Raw genomic sequence first — 18,667 nt, forward strand, 5'->3', positions numbered from 1 at the left:
AAAAAAGGATAAAAAATGTCTGATACACAACGAATTCGTAAATGTTTATTTCCCGTCGCAGGCTATGGCACACGGTTCTTACCGGCTACCAAAGCGATGCCGAAAGAAATGTTGCCGATCGTTAACAAGCCGCTTATTCAGTACGGCGTAGAAGAAGCAATGGAAGCTAATCTCACTCAGATGGGCTTTATCACCGGTCGTGGTAAACGCGCCATTGCCGATCACTTTGATACGAGCTATGAGCTCGAGCACCAAATCCAAGGAACCTCCAAAGAAAAACATCTGGCGGATATTCGTCACGTAATGGATAGCTGTGACTTTATGTTTATTCGTCAACGTGAAATGTTGGGCTTAGGCCATGCTATTCTCACCGGCGAATCTATTGTTGGTAAAGAACCCTTTGCCGTTATTTTGGCTGATGATTTATGTGCAACACCCGATGATGGGAGTGACCGCGCGCTGAGTCAGTTAGTTGACTTGTACCAACGTCATAATTGCACTGTGATCGCGATTGAAGAAGTTCCGCCTGAAAATACCGGTAGCTATGGTGTTATCGCTGGTGAAGAAATCGAACCCGGCGTCTATCGCATTACCGATATGATCGAAAAACCAAAACCAGAAGAAGCACCAAGCAACTTGGCTATCATTGGTCGTTACGTGTTCACCAATGATATTTTCGATTACATTCGAGACACACCTCCTGGCGCTAATGGCGAAGTACAAATTACGGATGCCATCAAGGCTATGGCACAAGAGAAAACCGTTTTAGCGTATAAATTTAAAGGTCATCGTTTTGACTGCGGTAGTATCGGCGGCTTTGTAGAAGCTACTAATTACTACTATGAAAACGATTACAAAGGCCGTTAAAGCGTTAACTTGTTAAAATAACGTATTGCTTACTGTATACGCCTTTAATGAATACCAACGTTGAACAAGAAAATACCACGCTGATCACGCAGGCGGCTTTTTTAGCAGAAGTCGCCTCGCAGTGGCAGACAGCTATGGACAATGAAGATGCGATTTCATTGTTTTTGATTGATGTTGATGAGTTTGATGGCATTCGCCACAAAAGTGGCTGTGTCCGAAAAATCGTCAAAGCACTCGAAAGTATCCTGAATCGTGAGTCTGACTTCATTTGCCACTTTAGCCGTAAAAAGATCATGTTTTTAACGTCGAATATGACTTATCAACAGACTCGACAACTAGCGGTACGCATACATCAGCATGTCGCTTCGTTATCTTTACGGCAAGTTCAAGATATCAACACGTCGCCACCGGTTACCGTGAGTATTGGACATACCTCCTATACTCCTACGCAAGATGGACAGTATGGCGTGTTAGATATTATTAGCTGTGTATTAAAGCTTTGCCAGCAAGCCAAAGAGGCTGGTGGAAATTGCACAAAAACCCGTCTTCATAGCCGGGTATTAGGCTAATTTTTGCAGTGCAAAAACTAGTCAAAATAAACTTTAGTTGCTATATTCCTTCCATAAAAATTTATTGATGAGAAAGAATCATGCTGAAAAAACTAGATACATTACTGATTGAAAAATTTCCACACATCATCTTGGCATTCACCGTTTTCTGGTTAGGCCTTGTAGCATACGGTTTCTTTAGTTCTTAATCAGAACTAAGAAATATAAAAAAAAACCGGCATCTGCCGGTTTTTTTATGCCTGTTGTTTTTACCGATCCACTTTGCTTTTGATCCAGATCAAAATCCCTAGCGCTTAACAAGCGCATAGTAGAACCGTAAATCAAACCAACCCTATTCGGAGGATTTATGGAAAAAATTAATGAATGGATCATGGCGCACTTTTTCGAACTGATTCTTGTGTTATCAGTTTTTTGCTTAGCTTGGGTTTCAGTAGGCTGGATGCTTACTTAAGCATAAAAGCCTCCCCCGCCAGCACCTGACCGTTAACTCTTAAACGTATCTCGTGCTGGCCAGGGTAAAGCTTGCGGGTACTGAGCTGCTGCATTAGTTGTTTTTTTTGTAGTGCGATGCTTTCACCAGCCGCTAATGTTAGGCGTTGCCAAAAGAACACTTTCGATGACATTGCCCCATTAGCTCTTGGTAAATGCAATTCGTAATCAACTAATAAGCTTTGCGTCTTATCAGACACATTATGTAGCTCAGCAACTAGCTCAACAGCTTCACCAAGCTGATATTCATGCTGGCTCAGGCTAAAGCGGTGGTTAATGGCTAAATATTGTTGATAGCCAAGTATTGCTAAAGCTTCTGGATGAGCTTGTTTTTGCAAAGTTCTTAACGCCCGACCAATGATCCATAAACGCACTGGCGTTGCGTCTTTTTGCCACTCTCGGCAGAGTTGTAAAATTTTCTCAGGATGCGATTTACTAAGGTCATTAAGATGATTAGCCACAGACTTTCTTACATAAAGGCTGTCATCATCTCTAAGTAATGCTAGAAGTTCTAGCGCCTTATCGAGGGGAATGTTATCTAAACGCGTTCCCCAAGGCAGCCTAGGTCTTAGGCCCTCTGAGGCAAGCCGCCGCTTATGTAAATCATCGCTCTCGGCCCAGGCCAACATATGCTGATAGCTGATATCAAAATACTCATTGATATAGAGACGAACCGCAAATTCAGCCGTAAATAATGACGTTAATACCCCTAACACAGGCAAAGCAATCTCAGGCGTTTTAATTCCAGCCTTACCTGCATAAGTAATAATTGGCCAGGCGATATAACTTTCCCAGCCAACGTCACTACCCATTTTTTGCCATTGTTCAGCCAGCAGCAGAAGTTTTGGCGCAACCTGAGCAAAGTCTGTATCAAGTTGCTCGCAAATCAACTCAGCCAAGCAATCGACGCGCTGAGTCAGTGATAAATCATCAATCTCGGCAGAAGCTTGTTTGGTAAATCGCTCAGCATCAAAATATTGAAAGTGCTGCACTAAAACATCGCCGAGAAACTTGACCGCTTCGGTATTAATTAAATACTTTAGCGGCTCAGCCATTAGCGTTTATGAAATACCGCGATAGATTCCACATGGCTGGTATGCGGGAACATATCCATAATGCCAGCTGCATCCATTTGGTAACCATATTGATTCACCAACTCACCTGCATCTCTAGCAAGTGTTGCTGGATTACAAGAAACATAAACAATTTGTTCAGCGCCAAGTGCAGCCAATTGTCCCAGCACTTCAAATGCACCGCTTCGTGGTGGGTCTAATAAAATTTTGTTAAAGCCGGCTTTTGCCCAAGGGTAATCGGCAAGCTCAGTTTGTGTTAAATCGGCTAGCTCAAAAACGGCATTGCTTAACTGATTTTTATCGGCATTACGCTTGGCATGCGCAACCAGTGAGGCATCCCCTTCTACACCAACGACTTCTTTGACTTTTTGCGCCATTGGTAACGTGAAGTTACCCAAACCACAGAACAAATCTAATACGCGGTCTTCAGGCTGTAAATCTAATAACTTCATGGCAAGTGGGATCATTTTTTCATTGATCCCCGCATTCACTTGGGTAAAGTCACCCGGTGCGAAGTCCAATGAAATGCCAGCCACCGGTGAATAAGCTAGCTGTGGATTCTCTGGCCACAATGGACTTACAGTAGCGGGACCGCCCGGCTGTTGGTAAATCCATAAATCATGTTGTTGGCCATAATTAATGAGCTTCTCGATATCCGAGACAGATAATGGATCGAGATTACGGAAAACCAGTGCGGTATTGGTTTCATCCATCGCCACTTCAATCTGGGCAATTCGCTCTCTAGCCTCTAGCCCTTCGATTAATGAAGCCAGTTCAGTCAGTCTCAGTCCAACTCGTGGATCTAACACTTCACATTGGCTCAACTCGGCAATATAAGGCGCAGACTTTTCACGAAACCCCACCAGCACTTTTTGCTTTTTATGTACGTATTTAACGCCTAACCGTGCTTTACGACGATAGCCCCATAATGGACCATCTAAAGGCGGTAACCATTGCTCCGGGGCAAGTTGTCCAAAATGTGTAAACTGCTCTGCTAATGTGTTTTGCTTAAGGCTTAATTGGGCTTCTGGCGCCATATGCATCAAGCTACAACCACCGCAAACACCAAAATGATGACATTTTGCATCAACCCTATCTGCCGAAGCACTCAATACCTCAACAGCTTTAGCTTCATCATATTTACTGTGTAAACGGGTATATTGAAAACGAATGTTTTCACCAGCTAATGCACCATCAATAAAAACAGTTTTGCCCTCAATACGGGCGATGCCACGGCCATCATGTGCCAGTGTTTCGATATCTGTTTGGAAAATCTCTTGGGTGACCCGTTGTTTGCGAGCTCGTCGCGCCATGCTTTTGTTCCTACCAATAAAAAAGTCCGGCCACGCTATGCGTTACCGGACTAGTCAATAAATAAACTTATTTCTGTTGCCAACTACCGTTTTGTTGATACCACCAACCTTTAGCAGCATTACTGATCCAACGACGTGCAAAGGTATCTTGAATGTCTTGTTGCCATTCAGGATGACCATTCGCTCTGGCAATTTCTGCATAAAGTGCATTACGGTCTTGATTCTCAGCAGCAATCAAACCATTGATCGTATTGCGATCTTTTAACGGCACAGCTTTGCCATCTCGCAATGCAATAAGCCCATCTTGGGTTAATCCAACCGCACCACTTTGGTAAAAAGGTTGTAATTGATCATGACGCGCTTTCATTTTGTTTTGTAATGCATTTACCGCTGGCGAGTTGATATTAATATCTGGCTGCGCCTGAGCCGGAGTAACCAGCCAGTTTAATACGCTCATCGCCACTTTACTTGGCATATCTAATTGGCTTTGGGATTCGGTTGGTACTGACTCAGGTGTATTACCTGCATCTTCCCCCCACACGTCTTCAATAATACGATCGGCTGCTTTTTCAGCCGCTGCTGCAGGGAAGTAGATATTAATCGTGACGCAAGATGCCAACAGCATCACGGCAAAAAAACTGCTCACACTGTTCATTAAACGCATGGTTATCATCCTATTCAATTACGGGGCCTTCACTGTGTCTTACGGCTTGTAATCTCGCCAAAAGTTCAGGCCAATCTACCTTATCGGTATAACCCTTCACATTTATCCATGGCGGTAAGCCTCCACCTTTAACAATATAATACCCTTGATCGTCGTCAGCGACGCCGCTCATTTGGCAAACTTCATTTAAAAGTCGGCAACGAATACCCAGCTTTTCGTATGAAAAGTCTTCAAAAAATCGTAAAAAACTTCGTGACATGACACCGCTTGCGCCACCACCAATTTGCGATAAATTATCGACGGCTCTTTGACTTATTCGTCGTTTACCTGGATTCTCTATTGGTGTAGCGAAATAAGCATCAAACTGTACTGGCTGCCAATTAATTAGCTGTAACCCAGCGACTTCACCATCTAATCGGCCAGTGATTTTACCGAAATCAAACGTACTGGTCAGTTGTTCTAAATCAAGCCTTTGCAGATCAATGTTGGCACTTAGTTGAGGCAAACTGCCCAACGGGTTTCGCATAGTGAGATCTTTAATCACTGCCGTGCCATCAAAGACTTTTACTAATAAGGCACCATCAATATCCACTTGCTGTTTTTGATAACTCACTTTAGGAATTACGCCAGATAACTTGCCGTCCATTTCTGGCCATCCCAAAGTGCTCGTCAGCGCCTGCATTGATAATGGCTTTATTAAGCCATCAAACTGCCAACTCGCTCCATCTTGAGCATATTGATAGTTAAAATCATTTATCTGTAGCCCACCATCCAAAATAGGCAGACTGAGCGCCGTTGATGCCACCACCCGGTTTTCTGACACTGATGCTTGAAGCCTACTCGTATCAATTGGCACTGGCCCGACATTTAACTGTTGCCATGTAATATCAATTGGTAATGATTTACTACCCGTTGACCATGCCAACTCTCCATCTAATCCTAATATGGCAAAACGTTGATTGACGTCTTCTATTTTTACTTGGCTTAGGTTTGCATGAAGCGTTAGTTCGTCTTCCAACAACGCCATTTGACCACTGATTTGGCCATCCGTATTTAAGTTTGCGACCGCAGTCCCTGGCACAAAGGGCTGTAACCACCATTGATATAAAGCTGCCAGCGAACTCTCACCGAGCTTGATGTTAATTGCCTGCATTTGTTGCTCATCAAATGTCAGATTGCCTTGTAAAGACATCACTTCGGGTTGGGTAATGTCAAAGTGTTGTAAGTCGATAGCAAACGTATCAGTCACAATATTTCCCGTTGCTTTCAATATAAGTGGGACTTGCTGAAAATCAAGGAAAATCGGCGCCCAATAACTTTGACCATCATCAAGGGTGGCATCGACCTCAAATTGCCATGCTTTATTTTGCAAATCAGCATTTGCCTTAACCTGCATTGATAGTGCTTCAGCAACTTTATCGCCCGTCTCACTACTGAAATGAAGTTGTTCTGCTGTTAGCTCGATATCTGCCGATGTGACAATAGTGTCTTGCCCAGATAACAAAAGCGCTCCGGATACAACTGCTCGTGGCTGCCAATGATTAATAACACTGAGTTGTTCGACATTTACTTTCTCAGCTGCCAAGGATAACAGCTGAGCAACATCAACCGACTTGGGATAAAGCTTTGCCTGCCAATGGCTGCCTACCAGCATCAACGACAATGATGCCGTGCCCTCGCCAATGAGGAGATTACGAATCTCTACAAGATAGCCTGATGTTTGCGGGTTAATGGAAAAACTGACCTGCAATTGTTGTTTGCCTATCAAGGGATGTGTAAAACCTAGAAGCCCTTGCTGACAGTGCCAAGTCCCACTATTTAGAATAATGTCTCGGCAACTAAAGTTAACGTCACTGAGTGTTTCACCAGCAACAATTAACTCATCTGCTGAAGCGTTGAGGATCAGAACTTTTTCGGCAAGCTGGAAAGTTATATCCAGTGCTGATAAATCAATGCCTGCAAAAGTCAGGCTTTCTGCTTCTAGCCTTGTATCATCAACTGCATAACTTACGCTGCTCAATAACAACAGCACAAACGCTATAAGTCTCGACGGACTGAGTAGCGTTGACATTAGGATGCTGGGAATAAGCCCGTCGATAAGTAACGATCACCACGATCACAAATAATGCAGACAATCACCGCATTACTGACCGTTTCTGATAACTGCAATGCAGCAGCCACACTGCCACCTGAAGAGACACCACAGAAAATACCTTCTTCTGCTGCTAATCGGCGCATTGTGTCTTCAGCTAGGATTTGCTCGATATCAATAGTGACATCAACACGTTGAGGCTCAAAAATAGCTGGCAAATAAGCCTCAGGCCAACGTCTTATTCCCGGGATGCTCGAACCATCTGTCGGCTGCACACCGACAATCTGCACATCATTATTTTGTTCTTTTAGGTAACGAGAGACGCCCATAATCGTACCAGTCGTGCCCATCGCACTGACAAAATGTGTGACTTTACCTTGGGTATCACGCCAGATTTCTGGGCCAGTGGTTTCGTAATGAGCCAAAGGATTATCAAAGTTACCAAACTGGTTTAAGACCTTACCTTTGCCTTGGGCTTGCATTTCTATAGCTAAGTCGCGGGCAACTTCCATCCCCTCGACGGAGATGATTTGTGCACCATAAGCACGCATTGAGGCGCGACGTTCATCAGACATATTGGCTGGCATGATTAAAATCATTTTGTAGCCGAGAATTGCCGCCACCATAGCCAGTGCAATACCGGTATTACCACTGGTAGCTTCAATTAACGTGTCACCCGGTGCAATGTCACCACGTGCTTCGGCATGGCGAATCATGCTGACAACAGGTCTATCTTTGACTGAGCCAGCAGGATTATTACCTTCTAACTTAGCCAAAATAATATTACTGGTATCACCGGGCAGTCGCTGTAAACGCACCAGCGGTGTATTACCAATGGTTGACTCAATAGTTGGAAACTCCAGCATATTATTCATCCGTCAAAATCACATACGCAGTTGCATAATCACCATCATCACTAAGACTCAGATGACTGGCAGAAATTTCTCTTTGATTTGCTAACTCAACCGCTCTATCACTAAAAACTAAACGGGGTTTACCTAAATCGTCATTAAGCACACTGATATGCCGAAGGCTCAAACCATCCCGAAAGCCACAACCAAAGGCTTTGGCGGTGGCTTCTTTGGCTGCAAAACGTTTTGCTAGGAAAGCAGTAGGTTTAGCTGCTTGTTGGAAATTAGCGAACTCATCATCACTGAGTATTTTTTGTGCAGCCTTATCACCAAACTTATCTAACATTGTTTGGATTCGGGGCAAAAAAACTAAGTCCGTGCCTATCCCTAAAATCATTAACGACGCGCATCCAACATGAGCTGTTTCATTTCACGTACTGCTGCCTGAAACCCAGTAAATACTGAGCGTGCCACAATCGCATGACCAATATTCAACTCAACTAGCTCTTTAATCGCCGCAATGGGCTGGACGTTATGGTAGTTCAGGCCATGTCCCGCATTTACCTGTAAGCCTTGTTTATGCGCATATTCAGCAGCATCACGAATGACTTTAAGTTCTCGCTTGGCTTCTGCTGGCGTTGTTGCTTCTGCGTATCGGCCAGTATGAAGTTCAATGACTGGCGCACCACAAGCTACTGCAGCATCAATTTGTTTTTTATCAGGGTCAATAAATAAAGAAACCGTCACCCCTGCTGCTGCAAGACGCTGGCAAGCCGCATGCATTTTAGATTGCTGTCCGGCGACATCTAGACCACCTTCGGTAGTCAGTTCTTCACGGCGCTCAGGCACCAAGCAGCAATCTGCCGGACGATATTTTTCTGCAATCGCCAGCATTTCTTCGGTGACTGCCATTTCCAAATTCATTTTGGTTTGTAAGATCTCAGCCAGCAAAGCAACATCACGATCTTGAATATGTCGGCGGTCTTCACGTAAATGTACCGTGATACTGTCCGCACCAGACTGCTCTGCTTCGATTGCAGCTTGAACAGGATCTGGGTAACGAGAGCCGCGTGCTTGGCGCAATGTAGCGATGTGATCAATATTCACACCCAGAAAAATTCGCATATAACTCCTTAAGATTAACTAGCTGGTTTGGCGTATCGTTGCATTTCGGCGAATAAAGCACGGCTTTTCAGCGGTTTGCCTTCCAGATAATAATTTAACACTGTTCGCATTAACTGTTTTATTTCAGCTTGTGCTTGAGCGTCGATACCATCAGCATGGTGAAATTGTAACAAGCTGCTACCGAGCAGTTTTTCGCCTCGGTCTTGTAGTGTTACCGGTATAAAACCTTGCTCTGGTTGATAGCGATATCGCCTTTCAGCATCAATTTCATCGCCATTAATATCATGGTATAAATCAATGCCATAACCAAGGCTATTGAGTAAGTTGAGCTCAAAATAGCGCAAATTGATTTCAATATCATGAGCTTCAGCTAATTTAGCTAGGGTTTGACGATAGAGCGCAAACACGACCGGCTCAGGATGATGTATTGATAACAGTCTTACCAATAACTCATTGATATACAAACCACAAAGAGATGAAGCACCGCGAAGTAAAAAAGCAGGCTCTGTCGTCTCAACTTGGCTTAATGTGACCAAATCCCCTCGGCCAAACCAACTTAACCAAAGTGGTTGATAAAGTTGGAAAGGATTACTTTGCCGTTTTTTTTGTTGCCGAATACCTCTGGCAATCAAACTTATTCGGCCAGACTGTTCGGTAAAAACATCCAGCAATAAACTGGTTTCACGATAAGGTCGGTGATGAAGAACAAAGGCTTGGGTAAGTGCCATAAGCGACTTTAGAGATCGTCGTTATAACCCAAATTACGCAAAATTCGCTCGTTATCTGACCAGCCTTCTCGCACTTTTACCCATAACTGTAAAAAGACCTTACAGCCGAATAATTTTTCCATCTCTTCACGCGCATCTTTACCGACTTGCTTGAGTAACTCGCCTTTTTTGCCGATGACGATAGACTTCTGACCACCTCGTTCGACATAGATAACAGCACTGATTCGGTACAAATTACCTTCTTCTTCAAACTGTTCGACTTCAACGGTCAGTGAATAAGGGAGTTCCTGTCCTAAATGGCGAAACAGCTTTTCACGGACCATTTCTGCTGCAAGAAAACGCGAACTACGATCTGTCAGTTGTTCTGGATCGTAAATCAAGTCACCTGCTGGTAATAACTTGGTAAGCGTTGATTCTAAGGCCTCAATGTTCATACCTTTACGCGCAGAGATAGGAACAACATCAGCAAAGTCATATTTGCCTGCTAATGCCTGAATTCTCGGCAAAATAGCGGCCTTATCGTCTAGTTTGTCGACTTTGTTTAACACCAACACAACGGGCGCTTTAGCATCTTTTTGAATACGGTTTAAAACCCGTTGGTCTTCTTCAGTCCAGTTATGGCCTTCTACTACAAAAGCAATAACATCAATATCTTCAATCGATGCAGCTGCAGCGCGGTTCATATAGCGGTTCATAGCCCGCTTACCATCACTATGCATACCCGGCGTATCAACGTAGATCAATTGCGCATCATCGGTCGTTTTGATACCTAAAATGCGATGTCTGGTGGTTTGTGGCCGGCGTGAAGTAATACATAATTTTTGGCCAAGGATACGGTTAATCAGGGTTGATTTACCGACATTAGGTCGACCAATAACGGCTATGTAACCACTTCGAAATTCAGTTTCGCTCATATATTGCCTTCGATTAGCGTTAAGGCTCGTTCGGCGGCACGCTTCTCTGCTTTGCGGTGGCTGCTGCCTTGAGCAATCACTAATTTATCTAACAGTGACACCTGACAAGATGCCTCAAATACGGGTTGTTGTTGATCCGATTTCAATTCTTTAACGTTATAAATTGGTAACGGTAATTTTCGGCTTTGCAATAATTCTTGCAAACGCGTTTTAGGATCTTTAACGGCTTCTGTGACATCAATATTCTGCAACCGCTCATCATATAAACGCAGAATCAATGTGCGGGCATTGTCAAAACCGCTATCAAGATAAACTGCGCCAAATAAGGCTTCGACAGCATCTGCCAAAATCGATTCACGTCGAAAACCGCCGCTTTTTAATTCACCAGGACCTAAAACTAATACCTCACCAAGGTTAAGTTCACGTCCCAGCTCAGCTAAGGTTTCACCACGAACTAACGATGCCCGCAAACGACTTAACTTGCCTTCTTTAACCTGCGGAAAACGTTTAAATAATGCTTCGGCAATAACCAAACTTAAAATAGCATCACCGAGATATTCTAAACGCTCGTTATTTTTTGGATCGGCACTACGATGGGTCAACGCCTGTTGTAATAAGGCTTGATCTTGGAAATTTACTTGCAGTTTTTTACACAGCTGTTGTTGCTTGCTGCTGGTCATTGAATCGTCCGTGTTGCTGGTTGCTCAATATCAACCTCAGTAACAAAATGGCCAATCAAATCAATCTGTGCGATAAATGGTTTACGCACTTCATAATCAATTGTAATACGGGTGACATAGGCACCGTTTTTACCACGACCCAAATCAATGTTTTCATCCTTAACACTGAAAACGTAACCAGTATTAAAACGTTTATTCAGTAATGATGTGACTTGCTGCTTTGTAAGTTGGTTATTTTTAATCTCAACTTCCATCGAGTCCATGATTTGCAGGACACTATAGTACTCCTGATACATCGGCAGCAGCCGCATAGCAAAGGTGGCAAAAAACGCAATGATACCCAGAACAAACACCCAACCAATTAAGGTCATTCCTTGCTGTTTTTTCATCTGCTTTTCCTCAGTTAATGCCTTTACCAAGCCGTGACCAGACGATACCACCTGCATCTATATCCCAGCTCATCCAAATCATAAACGCTTTACCCACTAAATGGGATTCCGGTACGGGTCCCCACACACGGCTATCGTTACTATTGTCTCGGTTATCACCCATTACGAAATAATGTCCATCAGGAACAATCATTTCACCTTCAGCACTTGGTCGACCATCATCAGTAGCAATCATGTGTTTATGGCCCTCGATATGCTCATAAAACACTTCACTGTTAGGCGTAAGTTGACTGCTCACTTCAGCATCAGCGTTTAGTGGTTGCTGTTCAACTACTTCGCCATTGATATATAAGGTTTTATCAAAATAGCCAACTCGATCGCCCGGCAATGCAACAACACGTTTAATGTAATCAATCTCGGGTTGTTTAGGGTAACGGAAGACAATCACATCTCCGCGCTCTGGCTCGCCCGTTTCCAAAATTTTGCTATTTAGAACAGGCAGTCTCAGGCCGTAAGCAAACTTGTTTACCAAAATAAAATCGCCAATATGTAGTGTTGGCAGCATTGACGCGGAAGGAATGCGAAACGGCTCAGCAACAAATGAACGAATCACTAACACCAGCAAAATGATTGGGAAAAATGACCGAGCATACTCAACTACCGCTGGCTCTTTGCCATCTGTAGTACGTTGTTTTGCCCAAAATAGGCGGTCAACCAGCCAAATAAGACCTGTTACGGCTACTAGTAAAACCATTATTGCTGGAAAACTCACCGTTTATCTCCTTAGTGTTAAGACTTCTTGGACAACTGTAAAACCGCCAAGAATGCTTCCTGCGGAACATCAACCTTACCCACAGACTTCATACGTTTTTTACCGGCTTTTTGCTTTTCAAGCAATTTACGTTTACGAGAAACGTCACCGCCATAACATTTTGCCAAAACATTCTTACGCATTGCTTTAACAGTAGAGCGAGCAATGATGTGACCACCAATCGCAGCCTGAATAGCAATATCGAACATTTGCCGTGGGATCAGTTCCTGCATTTTTTCGACTAATTGGCGACCTCTAGAAACACTGTCGCTGCGGTGAACAACCAGCGCCAGCGCATCAACTCGCTCGCCATTAATGAGAATATCCAATTTCACTAAGTCCGCAGGTTGGAATCTAATGAAATGATAATCCAAAGAAGCATAACCACGACTGACCGATTTAATACGATCGAAGAAATCAATGACGACTTCATTCATCGGTAACTCGTAGCTCAGGGCAACTTGTTTACCCATGTATTGCATGCTCTTTTGCACACCACGCTTTTCAACACACAGGGTAATTACCGCACCTAAATGCTCTTGTGGCACCAAAATATCAGCGGCAACAATAGGTTCACGAATTTCATCAATTGACCCCGGATCGGGTAACGAAGATGGATTTTCAATTTTGACGATTTCGCCCTTTTTGGTAGCGACTTGGAACACAACCGTCGGTGCTGTGGTTATCAGATCAAGATCGTATTCACGCTCTAAACGTTCCTGGATGATTTCCATGTGTAATAAGCCAAGGAAACCACAACGGAAGCCGAAACCTAAAGCTTGTGAATTTTCAGGCTCAAAATGCAAAGAAGCATCATTCAAACGCAATTTACCGAGGGCATCACGGAAGGTTTCATAATCATCACTGCTGACAGGGAATAAAGCGGCATACACCTGCGGTGTAATTTCTTTAAAGCCCGGTAGCATTTTATCGGCGCCATCACGCGAAGTCGTTAATGTGTCGCCGACAGGTGCACCATCAATTTCTTTTACACCTGAAATGACATAACCCACTTCACCACATTTCAGTGCGGTACGTTTGCTACGTTTTGGCGTAAATACACCCACCTCATCAACTAGGTACTCATGACCCGTCGACATAACCCGGATTTTATCTTTGGTGCTTAATTGGCCCTGTTTGATGCGGACCAATGAAATGACACCCACATAACTATCAAACCAAGAATCGATGATCAGTGCTTGTAGCGGTGCATCCGGATCCCCCTCTGGTGCAGGAACACGAGCCACCAGCTCTTCGAGTAGATCTTCAATACCTAAACCGGTTTTTGCACTGCAACGCACAGCATTAAGTGCATCAACACCAATGATGTCTTCAATTTCTTGGGCAACACGCTCAGGTTCAGCTGAAGGCAGGTCAATTTTGTTTAAAACTGGTAATACTTCAAGACCTAAATCGATAGCGGTATAGCAGTTCGCGACACTTTGCGCCTCAACACCTTGCGCGGCATCCACCACCAGCAAAGCACCTTCACAAGCCGCTAAAGAGCGAGAAACCTCATAGGAAAAGTCGACGTGGCCAGGTGTGTCGATAAAATTCAGGTGATACGTTTCGCCATCACGTGCTTTGTAATCCAAAGAGACACTTTGTGCCTTGATGGTAATACCACGTTCTTTTTCGATATCCATGGAGTCCAGCACTTGCTGAGACATTTCACGATCTGAGAGACCACCACAAATTTGAATAAAGCGATCAGCAATTGTTGATTTGCCATGATCGATATGGGCAATAATGGAAAAGTTACGAATATTTTTCATTCAGGTCGAGTTCATTCCGGCGGTTCAGCTTAAGTTGGTTTTGTTAAAAAACAATGGCTTTTCTAAAGACCAATCCAACTTTGCTGATGCGTTGCAAATAGTGCTGCATTATACGCACTTAGCACCATGAACACGACATTTGTCTTAATGACAGGAAATGCATTTACTTGAATAAATATTGGCAGCAGCAAAGTTCTTAAAACTTCACTGCTGCCATTAACTTAAAACTGCCAGGCAACGCTCAAGCGTACGTCTCTACCTGGCTCCTGATACCCCGATAACACCGGCGAGTAATCAGCAACACTTGAGTGATCAATATAGTTTTTGTCGAAGATGTTGCGAACTGTCAACGCAATCTTAATATCCTCAGCTAAAGCAGGTGTCCACTGTGCATAAAAATCATGGATACCAAAACCAGGTTGATCAGCTTCGCCAATCACCGGCGAATTAACTTTGTCACCTTTGACAAAACGCGCATTCCAGCCAAATTGCCATTGACTATCGTACTGATAATCCAAAGACGCAATAAGCGTATCCCCTACCGTGTTTGCAATACCATTATGGTCATAGGCATTGGCTTTAACGCCATCGACTTCGGCATCGTTATAGTGATAACTGACACGTGCCATCAAACTATCCCATCGACGGCCTAACTCAAGGATGTAGCCATCAGACTCTAAGTCACCGAGGTTATCAAACAGTCGACTATTTTCTGGTGACACACCGATCACATCTTGAATTTCAGTGCGATAAGCCTTGGCTGAACCAAACCAAGTGCGAGACTCGTAGGCGACACCAGCTTCCATATTTTCAGCTTTCTCAGGCTTTAAATCCGGCGCATTGCTGGTAAAACCAATTTTGAAAGCATCTTGAGCTAATGGCCCTTTGAATGCTTCTGCATAGGAAGCAAATGTGCTCCAGTTCTCAGTCAGATGATAATTGAAGCCAATATTGGCGCTGACATCATTTTCATCATATTTGGTGTTGGCAAAACCATTACGCGTTTCATAATCGTCATAACGTAAACCGGTACTTACCAATAAAGCATTCGTTAGCTGAATATCATCCTGTAGATAAATCCCTTTTACTTTAGATTCATCAACAGCGTACTCATCAACACCATCTGCAATGGTTTCATCTTCACGATAATCCACACCGTAGGTGATTTGATGGATACCCAAAAATGACGTGTTACGTAAATCAAAGCCTTTACTCTCGCCTGAACCAGTAAATGGACCAAAGCGACCATTTTGGAATAACTCCGTTTCGGTGTGGTAAAGCGTCAAGTCCAGATCAAGATAAGGATTATTTAATGGGTTTAAGTTGTAATTAACGGTGTAGGTTTCACGTTCAGATTCCACTGGATAAAGTGGATTAAAGTCAGCAACCTGCCATTGTGGGCGCTGCGTTCGATCACCTTCATCTTTACGCTTTTCATAGCTAAAGCGAACTGTCTGGCTATCTGTTAAATGACCAACAACTTTGGTGAATAGGTAATCTTGATCTGCTTCCGTACCAATCGCTTCATCACCATCCCCATCGTCATAGTTATCAACGTCTGCTTTAGTAACTGATACCATGGCGCTCCAGTCATCTGTCAGACGACCAAATAACGTAGTATTGGTTTTAAAACTATCGGTGTTACTCGAAAAAGTCCCTTTCAACAAACCACCAAACTGTTGGTCAGGCTTTAATAAATCCTCAGGATCTTTGGTGGTAAACTTCACCGAACCACCCAAAGCTCCCGGCCCTGATAAGGCATTACCTGCGCCAGCATTCACTTCAACTTGTTTGAGTAACTCCGGCTCTATGCTAATACGGCCGGCATGGTGGAATTGTCTCGTCGACTGCTGCGCACCATCAATTGTGATGTTTAACAATTGATCTTCAATACCGCGCACATAGAGTTTTTGGGCAAACCCTGGACCACCGCCAATCGTGACCTCTGGTGATTGGCTAAACAGATCCTGCAAATCGTTTGCCTGTAATTTGGCAATCTGATCAGCATCAACACTATTTAACTCCGGGGTGACCGTATTCGCTGTCACTTTTACCGGCGCTAGCGATACTGCATTTTCATCTGCTGCCTGAACATTGCCATAGGCAATCAAACTCGCCATCAATAGCATGAGTCGTTTTGGCTTGGGTACATAAGCCTGCTTTGTTTTCACAACAACCTCTCTAATAAAAATCATTTACAAATAATAATGATTCTCATTTTAGAAGTTATCTAAGATGCTGCAAGCAAATTTACAATTGTTACATTTAAGCGGCGCTTATTGAGGGCAGACTCGCAACGATTGGCAGAACAACGGTTATTTTTAAACCATGAGGCTTATGTTGTTCAGCATGAACTCGTCCCCTCAACCGGTTTATATAACGCTGGGTTATCGCCAAACCAAGCCCATAGCCTTGACGCTGTTTACTGTCATTAGCCGGTAGACGAAAAAAAGGCCTAAATAAACTAGCCAAATATGCCTCACTAACCCCCGGCCCACTATCGATAATCGTCAATAGGTAGTTTTCGACAGTCTGTTGCAGGGTGATAGTTACCGTTTGAGAGGCAGGTGTAAAGCTCAAAGCATTTCGCAAAATATTCTCTAATGCTTGTCCCAAGAGATCAGACTGACTGTTATCAATTGGTGCATGCTCAGGTAGATCCAGTATCAATTGCCGATCAGGAAACTCAAAACGCGCGTTATCAACCAAACTATCGAGTAAATCTCTAAGGTCAAATGACTCTGCTATATAGCTTGGTTGCTCGCGATCTAACCACGCTAACGTTAATGAGTCATGTACCAAGCGACGCATGACATCACAATCTGAACGAATCTGTTTTAAAGCTTTTTGTGGATCATCCTCAACACTGTCCAATGCCAACTCAATTCTTGTCAGCGGCGTACGAAGTTCATGAGATAAATCTTCGGTTAAATGTCGTTGGTGGGTTATTAAACTGCTGATCCGTTCGGCCATATCATCAAATGTCTTGGCAACTTCAGCAAGTTCATCATGTCGGCCTTTTAAATCAGGCAACACCCGTACATCATGATTTCCATCACTGAATTTTCGAGTCGCTTGCTGTAATTGATGTAGCGGTCGCATGACATGCCGATATATCAGTAGACTAATTAACCCCATGATTAATATTGGCAAAAAGATTTTTAACATCACGCCAGCAATTGGCCAATAACTGCCCGGACGCATCCGCTGTGGTAACAAAATCAAAAAATGTGTGTGTTTATCGCCAAGATTAAGATCCATGATTGGATTTAACTTGAAATACAGATGGATTTTCCAGCTGATATCTCGCCCTAAAACAAACGACTCTATAAACCTTGGTAATAACTGGCTACCAGCAATAGGCTGTACGTCAGATTTCACAACCGCGACCCAGGTTGACTCTTTAACTTGTAACTGTTCGATATAATCCTGCAAAGCATCCATATCACCAGATTGATAAAGTGCTGCTGCATGATTGGCATACTCTTGAAGTGTTTCTTGATGCTGCTTATCGATGAAGCTCATATGCAGCTCAGTACGAACAATTAACCAATGTACCAATAACATTAATACGACACTGCCAATCACTGTAAGCAGTAATAATTTCCACAGCAGTTGCCGATTCATTGCAAACAGTAACCCGTGCCATGAACCGTTAACAATTTATCAGCCGGCATCCCTGCAGCGACCAATTTGCGTCTAACTCGGCTGATATGCATATCTAAACTACGATCATAACGACTGAAGTCTTTCAGCAGTACTCGCCGATATAGCTCAGCTTTACTAAGTGGTTGCTGATAATGTCGAGCCAGCGTCCATAACAGTTTAAATTGCACTGTCGTCAAGGTGATTTCTTGTTGGTTATAAACTACTGAATAAGGTTGTTTTTGTAATCGAAGTGGACCCAGTGTGAGTCGGTTAGGCTCTTGTGACTGAGTATGTTGGCTACTTCTCCGTAATACCGCTTCAATACGTAACTGCAACTCAAGAAAATTAAATGGCTTCCCCAAAAAGTCATCAGCACCATTTTGCAAACCTAATATGCGTTCTGACTGGGCATTTCGGGCAGTAATCAAAATTACAGGCACATCGGATTGTTGCCGAATCTGTTGCAGTAAATCATGACCACAACTATCGGGTAAGGTCAGATCTAATAACACTAAATGAATGGTGTGACTGGAGAGGATTGTTGTTACTGAGTAGGCATCATGTGATTGCCAAACGGAAAATCCCGCCTTGGTCAGCATTTGCTTAAGTTGATCATTTAAAACCTGATCATCCTCAATGATCAAAATGCTGTATTCCATTTTTACCCAAACCCTTAAAT

At 43.5% G+C, this 18,667-nt stretch carries 18 protein-coding genes; 2 read left to right on the forward strand and 16 right to left on the reverse strand.

Annotated elements, in window-relative coordinates:
- The first annotated feature begins 15 nt into the window (after positions 1-15).
- Both galU and OMP94_RS06945 read left to right on the forward strand, forming a co-directional pair.
- On the forward strand, positions 16-867 hold the full coding sequence (gene galU, locus OMP94_RS06940) for a UTP--glucose-1-phosphate uridylyltransferase GalU (RefSeq protein ID WP_266277554.1): 852 nt from the start codon (positions 16-18) through the stop codon (positions 865-867).
- 47 nt (positions 868-914) lie between these two features.
- Positions 915-1,436, forward strand: a complete 522-nt coding sequence (locus OMP94_RS06945; protein WP_266277555.1) for a GGDEF domain-containing protein — start codon at positions 915-917, stop codon at positions 1,434-1,436.
- 443 nt (positions 1,437-1,879) lie between these two features.
- Here OMP94_RS06945 and OMP94_RS06950 read toward each other — a convergent pair whose 3' ends face one another.
- The 16 genes from OMP94_RS06950 to OMP94_RS07025 all read right to left on the reverse strand — a co-directional run bounded on the left by OMP94_RS06950 (position 1,880) and on the right by OMP94_RS07025 (position 18,647).
- Positions 1,880-2,980, reverse strand: coding sequence for a DNA alkylation repair protein (locus OMP94_RS06950; protein ID WP_266277556.1), 1,101 nt, complete (start codon positions 2,978-2,980; stop codon positions 1,880-1,882).
- Positions 2,980-4,311 carry a 23S rRNA (uracil(1939)-C(5))-methyltransferase RlmD gene (gene rlmD / locus OMP94_RS06955; RefSeq protein WP_266277557.1) on the reverse strand — a complete coding sequence of 444 codons (1,332 nt, stop codon included), beginning with the start codon at positions 4,309-4,311 and terminating at the stop codon, positions 2,980-2,982. The genes OMP94_RS06950 and rlmD overlap by 1 nt, the downstream gene beginning before the upstream one ends.
- Positions 4,312-4,378: 67 nt before the next feature.
- Entirely contained in the window at positions 4,379-4,975 is a 597-nt protein-coding gene (locus OMP94_RS06960) for a YdbL family protein (RefSeq protein WP_266277558.1), read from the reverse strand.
- A 10-nt stretch (positions 4,976-4,985) separates the two neighbouring features.
- Entirely contained in the window at positions 4,986-7,046 is a 2,061-nt protein-coding gene (locus tag OMP94_RS06965) for a hypothetical protein (protein WP_266277559.1), read from the reverse strand.
- Positions 7,046-7,933 (reverse strand): cysteine synthase CysM, encoded by an 888-nt coding sequence (gene cysM / locus OMP94_RS06970; protein ID WP_266277560.1) that lies wholly within the window; start codon positions 7,931-7,933, stop codon positions 7,046-7,048. Before cysM ends, OMP94_RS06965 begins: the two co-directional genes overlap by 1 nt.
- Before the next feature lies 1 nt (position 7,934).
- Positions 7,935-8,315 carry a holo-ACP synthase gene (gene acpS / locus OMP94_RS06975; RefSeq protein WP_266277561.1) on the reverse strand — a complete coding sequence of 127 codons (381 nt, stop codon included), beginning with the start codon at positions 8,313-8,315 and terminating at the stop codon, positions 7,935-7,937.
- The gene (gene pdxJ, locus OMP94_RS06980) at positions 8,315-9,043 is read right to left on the reverse strand and encodes a pyridoxine 5'-phosphate synthase (protein WP_266277562.1); all 729 of its coding nucleotides are present in this window, start codon (positions 9,041-9,043) and stop codon (positions 8,315-8,317) included. The genes acpS and pdxJ overlap by 1 nt, the downstream gene beginning before the upstream one ends.
- Before the next feature lie 14 nt (positions 9,044-9,057).
- The gene (recO, locus tag OMP94_RS06985; protein ID WP_266277563.1) at positions 9,058-9,771 is read right to left on the reverse strand and encodes a DNA repair protein RecO; all 714 of its coding nucleotides are present in this window, start codon (positions 9,769-9,771) and stop codon (positions 9,058-9,060) included.
- A gap of 8 nt (positions 9,772-9,779) precedes the next feature.
- Positions 9,780-10,685, reverse strand: a complete 906-nt coding sequence (gene era / locus OMP94_RS06990; protein ID WP_266277564.1) for a GTPase Era — start codon at positions 10,683-10,685, stop codon at positions 9,780-9,782.
- Positions 10,682-11,365 (reverse strand): ribonuclease III, encoded by a 684-nt coding sequence (gene rnc / locus OMP94_RS06995; protein ID WP_266277566.1) that lies wholly within the window; start codon positions 11,363-11,365, stop codon positions 10,682-10,684. Before rnc ends, era begins: the two co-directional genes overlap by 4 nt.
- On the reverse strand, positions 11,362-11,754 hold the full coding sequence (locus OMP94_RS07000; RefSeq protein ID WP_266277567.1) for a DUF4845 domain-containing protein: 393 nt from the start codon (positions 11,752-11,754) through the stop codon (positions 11,362-11,364). The genes rnc and OMP94_RS07000 overlap by 4 nt, the downstream gene beginning before the upstream one ends.
- Positions 11,755-11,764: 10 nt before the next feature.
- Complete coding sequence (lepB, locus tag OMP94_RS07005; RefSeq protein ID WP_266277568.1) at positions 11,765-12,526, reverse strand: signal peptidase I; 762 nt, start codon at positions 12,524-12,526, stop codon at positions 11,765-11,767.
- 17 nt (positions 12,527-12,543) lie between these two features.
- Positions 12,544-14,340 (reverse strand): translation elongation factor 4, encoded by a 1,797-nt coding sequence (gene lepA / locus OMP94_RS07010; protein WP_266277569.1) that lies wholly within the window; start codon positions 14,338-14,340, stop codon positions 12,544-12,546.
- 221 nt (positions 14,341-14,561) lie between these two features.
- Positions 14,562-16,511 (reverse strand): TonB-dependent receptor domain-containing protein, encoded by a 1,950-nt coding sequence (locus tag OMP94_RS07015; RefSeq protein WP_266277570.1) that lies wholly within the window; start codon positions 16,509-16,511, stop codon positions 14,562-14,564.
- A gap of 94 nt (positions 16,512-16,605) precedes the next feature.
- On the reverse strand, positions 16,606-17,967 hold the full coding sequence (locus tag OMP94_RS07020; RefSeq protein ID WP_266277571.1) for a sensor histidine kinase: 1,362 nt from the start codon (positions 17,965-17,967) through the stop codon (positions 16,606-16,608).
- Positions 17,964-18,647 (reverse strand): response regulator transcription factor, encoded by a 684-nt coding sequence (locus tag OMP94_RS07025; protein WP_266277572.1) that lies wholly within the window; start codon positions 18,645-18,647, stop codon positions 17,964-17,966. The genes OMP94_RS07020 and OMP94_RS07025 overlap by 4 nt, the downstream gene beginning before the upstream one ends.
- Positions 18,648-18,667 lie beyond the last annotated feature (20 nt).

Source organism: Methylophaga sp. OBS3 (assembly GCF_026319325.1).
Lineage (GTDB): Bacteria > Pseudomonadota > Gammaproteobacteria > Nitrosococcales > Methylophagaceae > Methylophaga.

Excerpts from the sequence above, each read along its gene's own strand:
- OMP94_RS07020 (WP_266277571.1), bottom strand. The coding sequence starts at position 17,967 with ATGAATCGGCAACTGCTGTGGAAATTATTACTGCTTACAGTGATTGGC.
- OMP94_RS07025 (WP_266277572.1), bottom strand. The coding sequence starts at position 18,647 with ATGGAATACAGCATTTTGATCATTGAGGATGATCAGGTTTTAAATGAT.
- OMP94_RS06965 (WP_266277559.1), bottom strand. The coding sequence starts at position 7,046 with ATGTCAACGCTACTCAGTCCGTCGAGACTTATAGCGTTTGTGCTGTTG.
- OMP94_RS06945 (WP_266277555.1), top strand. The coding sequence starts at position 915 with ATGAATACCAACGTTGAACAAGAAAATACCACGCTGATCACGCAGGCG.
- OMP94_RS07000 (WP_266277567.1), bottom strand. The coding sequence starts at position 11,754 with ATGAAAAAACAGCAAGGAATGACCTTAATTGGTTGGGTGTTTGTTCTG.
- galU (WP_266277554.1), top strand. The coding sequence starts at position 16 with ATGTCTGATACACAACGAATTCGTAAATGTTTATTTCCCGTCGCAGGC.
- OMP94_RS06950 (WP_266277556.1), bottom strand. The coding sequence starts at position 2,980 with ATGGCTGAGCCGCTAAAGTATTTAATTAATACCGAAGCGGTCAAGTTT.
- acpS (WP_266277561.1), bottom strand. The coding sequence starts at position 8,315 with ATGATTTTAGGGATAGGCACGGACTTAGTTTTTTTGCCCCGAATCCAA.
- era (WP_266277564.1), bottom strand. The coding sequence starts at position 10,685 with ATGAGCGAAACTGAATTTCGAAGTGGTTACATAGCCGTTATTGGTCGA.
- recO (WP_266277563.1), bottom strand. The coding sequence starts at position 9,771 with ATGGCACTTACCCAAGCCTTTGTTCTTCATCACCGACCTTATCGTGAA.
- rnc (WP_266277566.1), bottom strand. The coding sequence starts at position 11,365 with ATGACCAGCAGCAAGCAACAACAGCTGTGTAAAAAACTGCAAGTAAAT.
- lepA (WP_266277569.1), bottom strand. The coding sequence starts at position 14,340 with ATGAAAAATATTCGTAACTTTTCCATTATTGCCCATATCGATCATGGC.
- pdxJ (WP_266277562.1), bottom strand. The coding sequence starts at position 9,043 with ATGCGAATTTTTCTGGGTGTGAATATTGATCACATCGCTACATTGCGC.
- OMP94_RS06960 (WP_266277558.1), bottom strand. The coding sequence starts at position 4,975 with ATGCGTTTAATGAACAGTGTGAGCAGTTTTTTTGCCGTGATGCTGTTG.
- cysM (WP_266277560.1), bottom strand. The coding sequence starts at position 7,933 with ATGCTGGAGTTTCCAACTATTGAGTCAACCATTGGTAATACACCGCTG.
- rlmD (WP_266277557.1), bottom strand. The coding sequence starts at position 4,311 with ATGGCGCGACGAGCTCGCAAACAACGGGTCACCCAAGAGATTTTCCAA.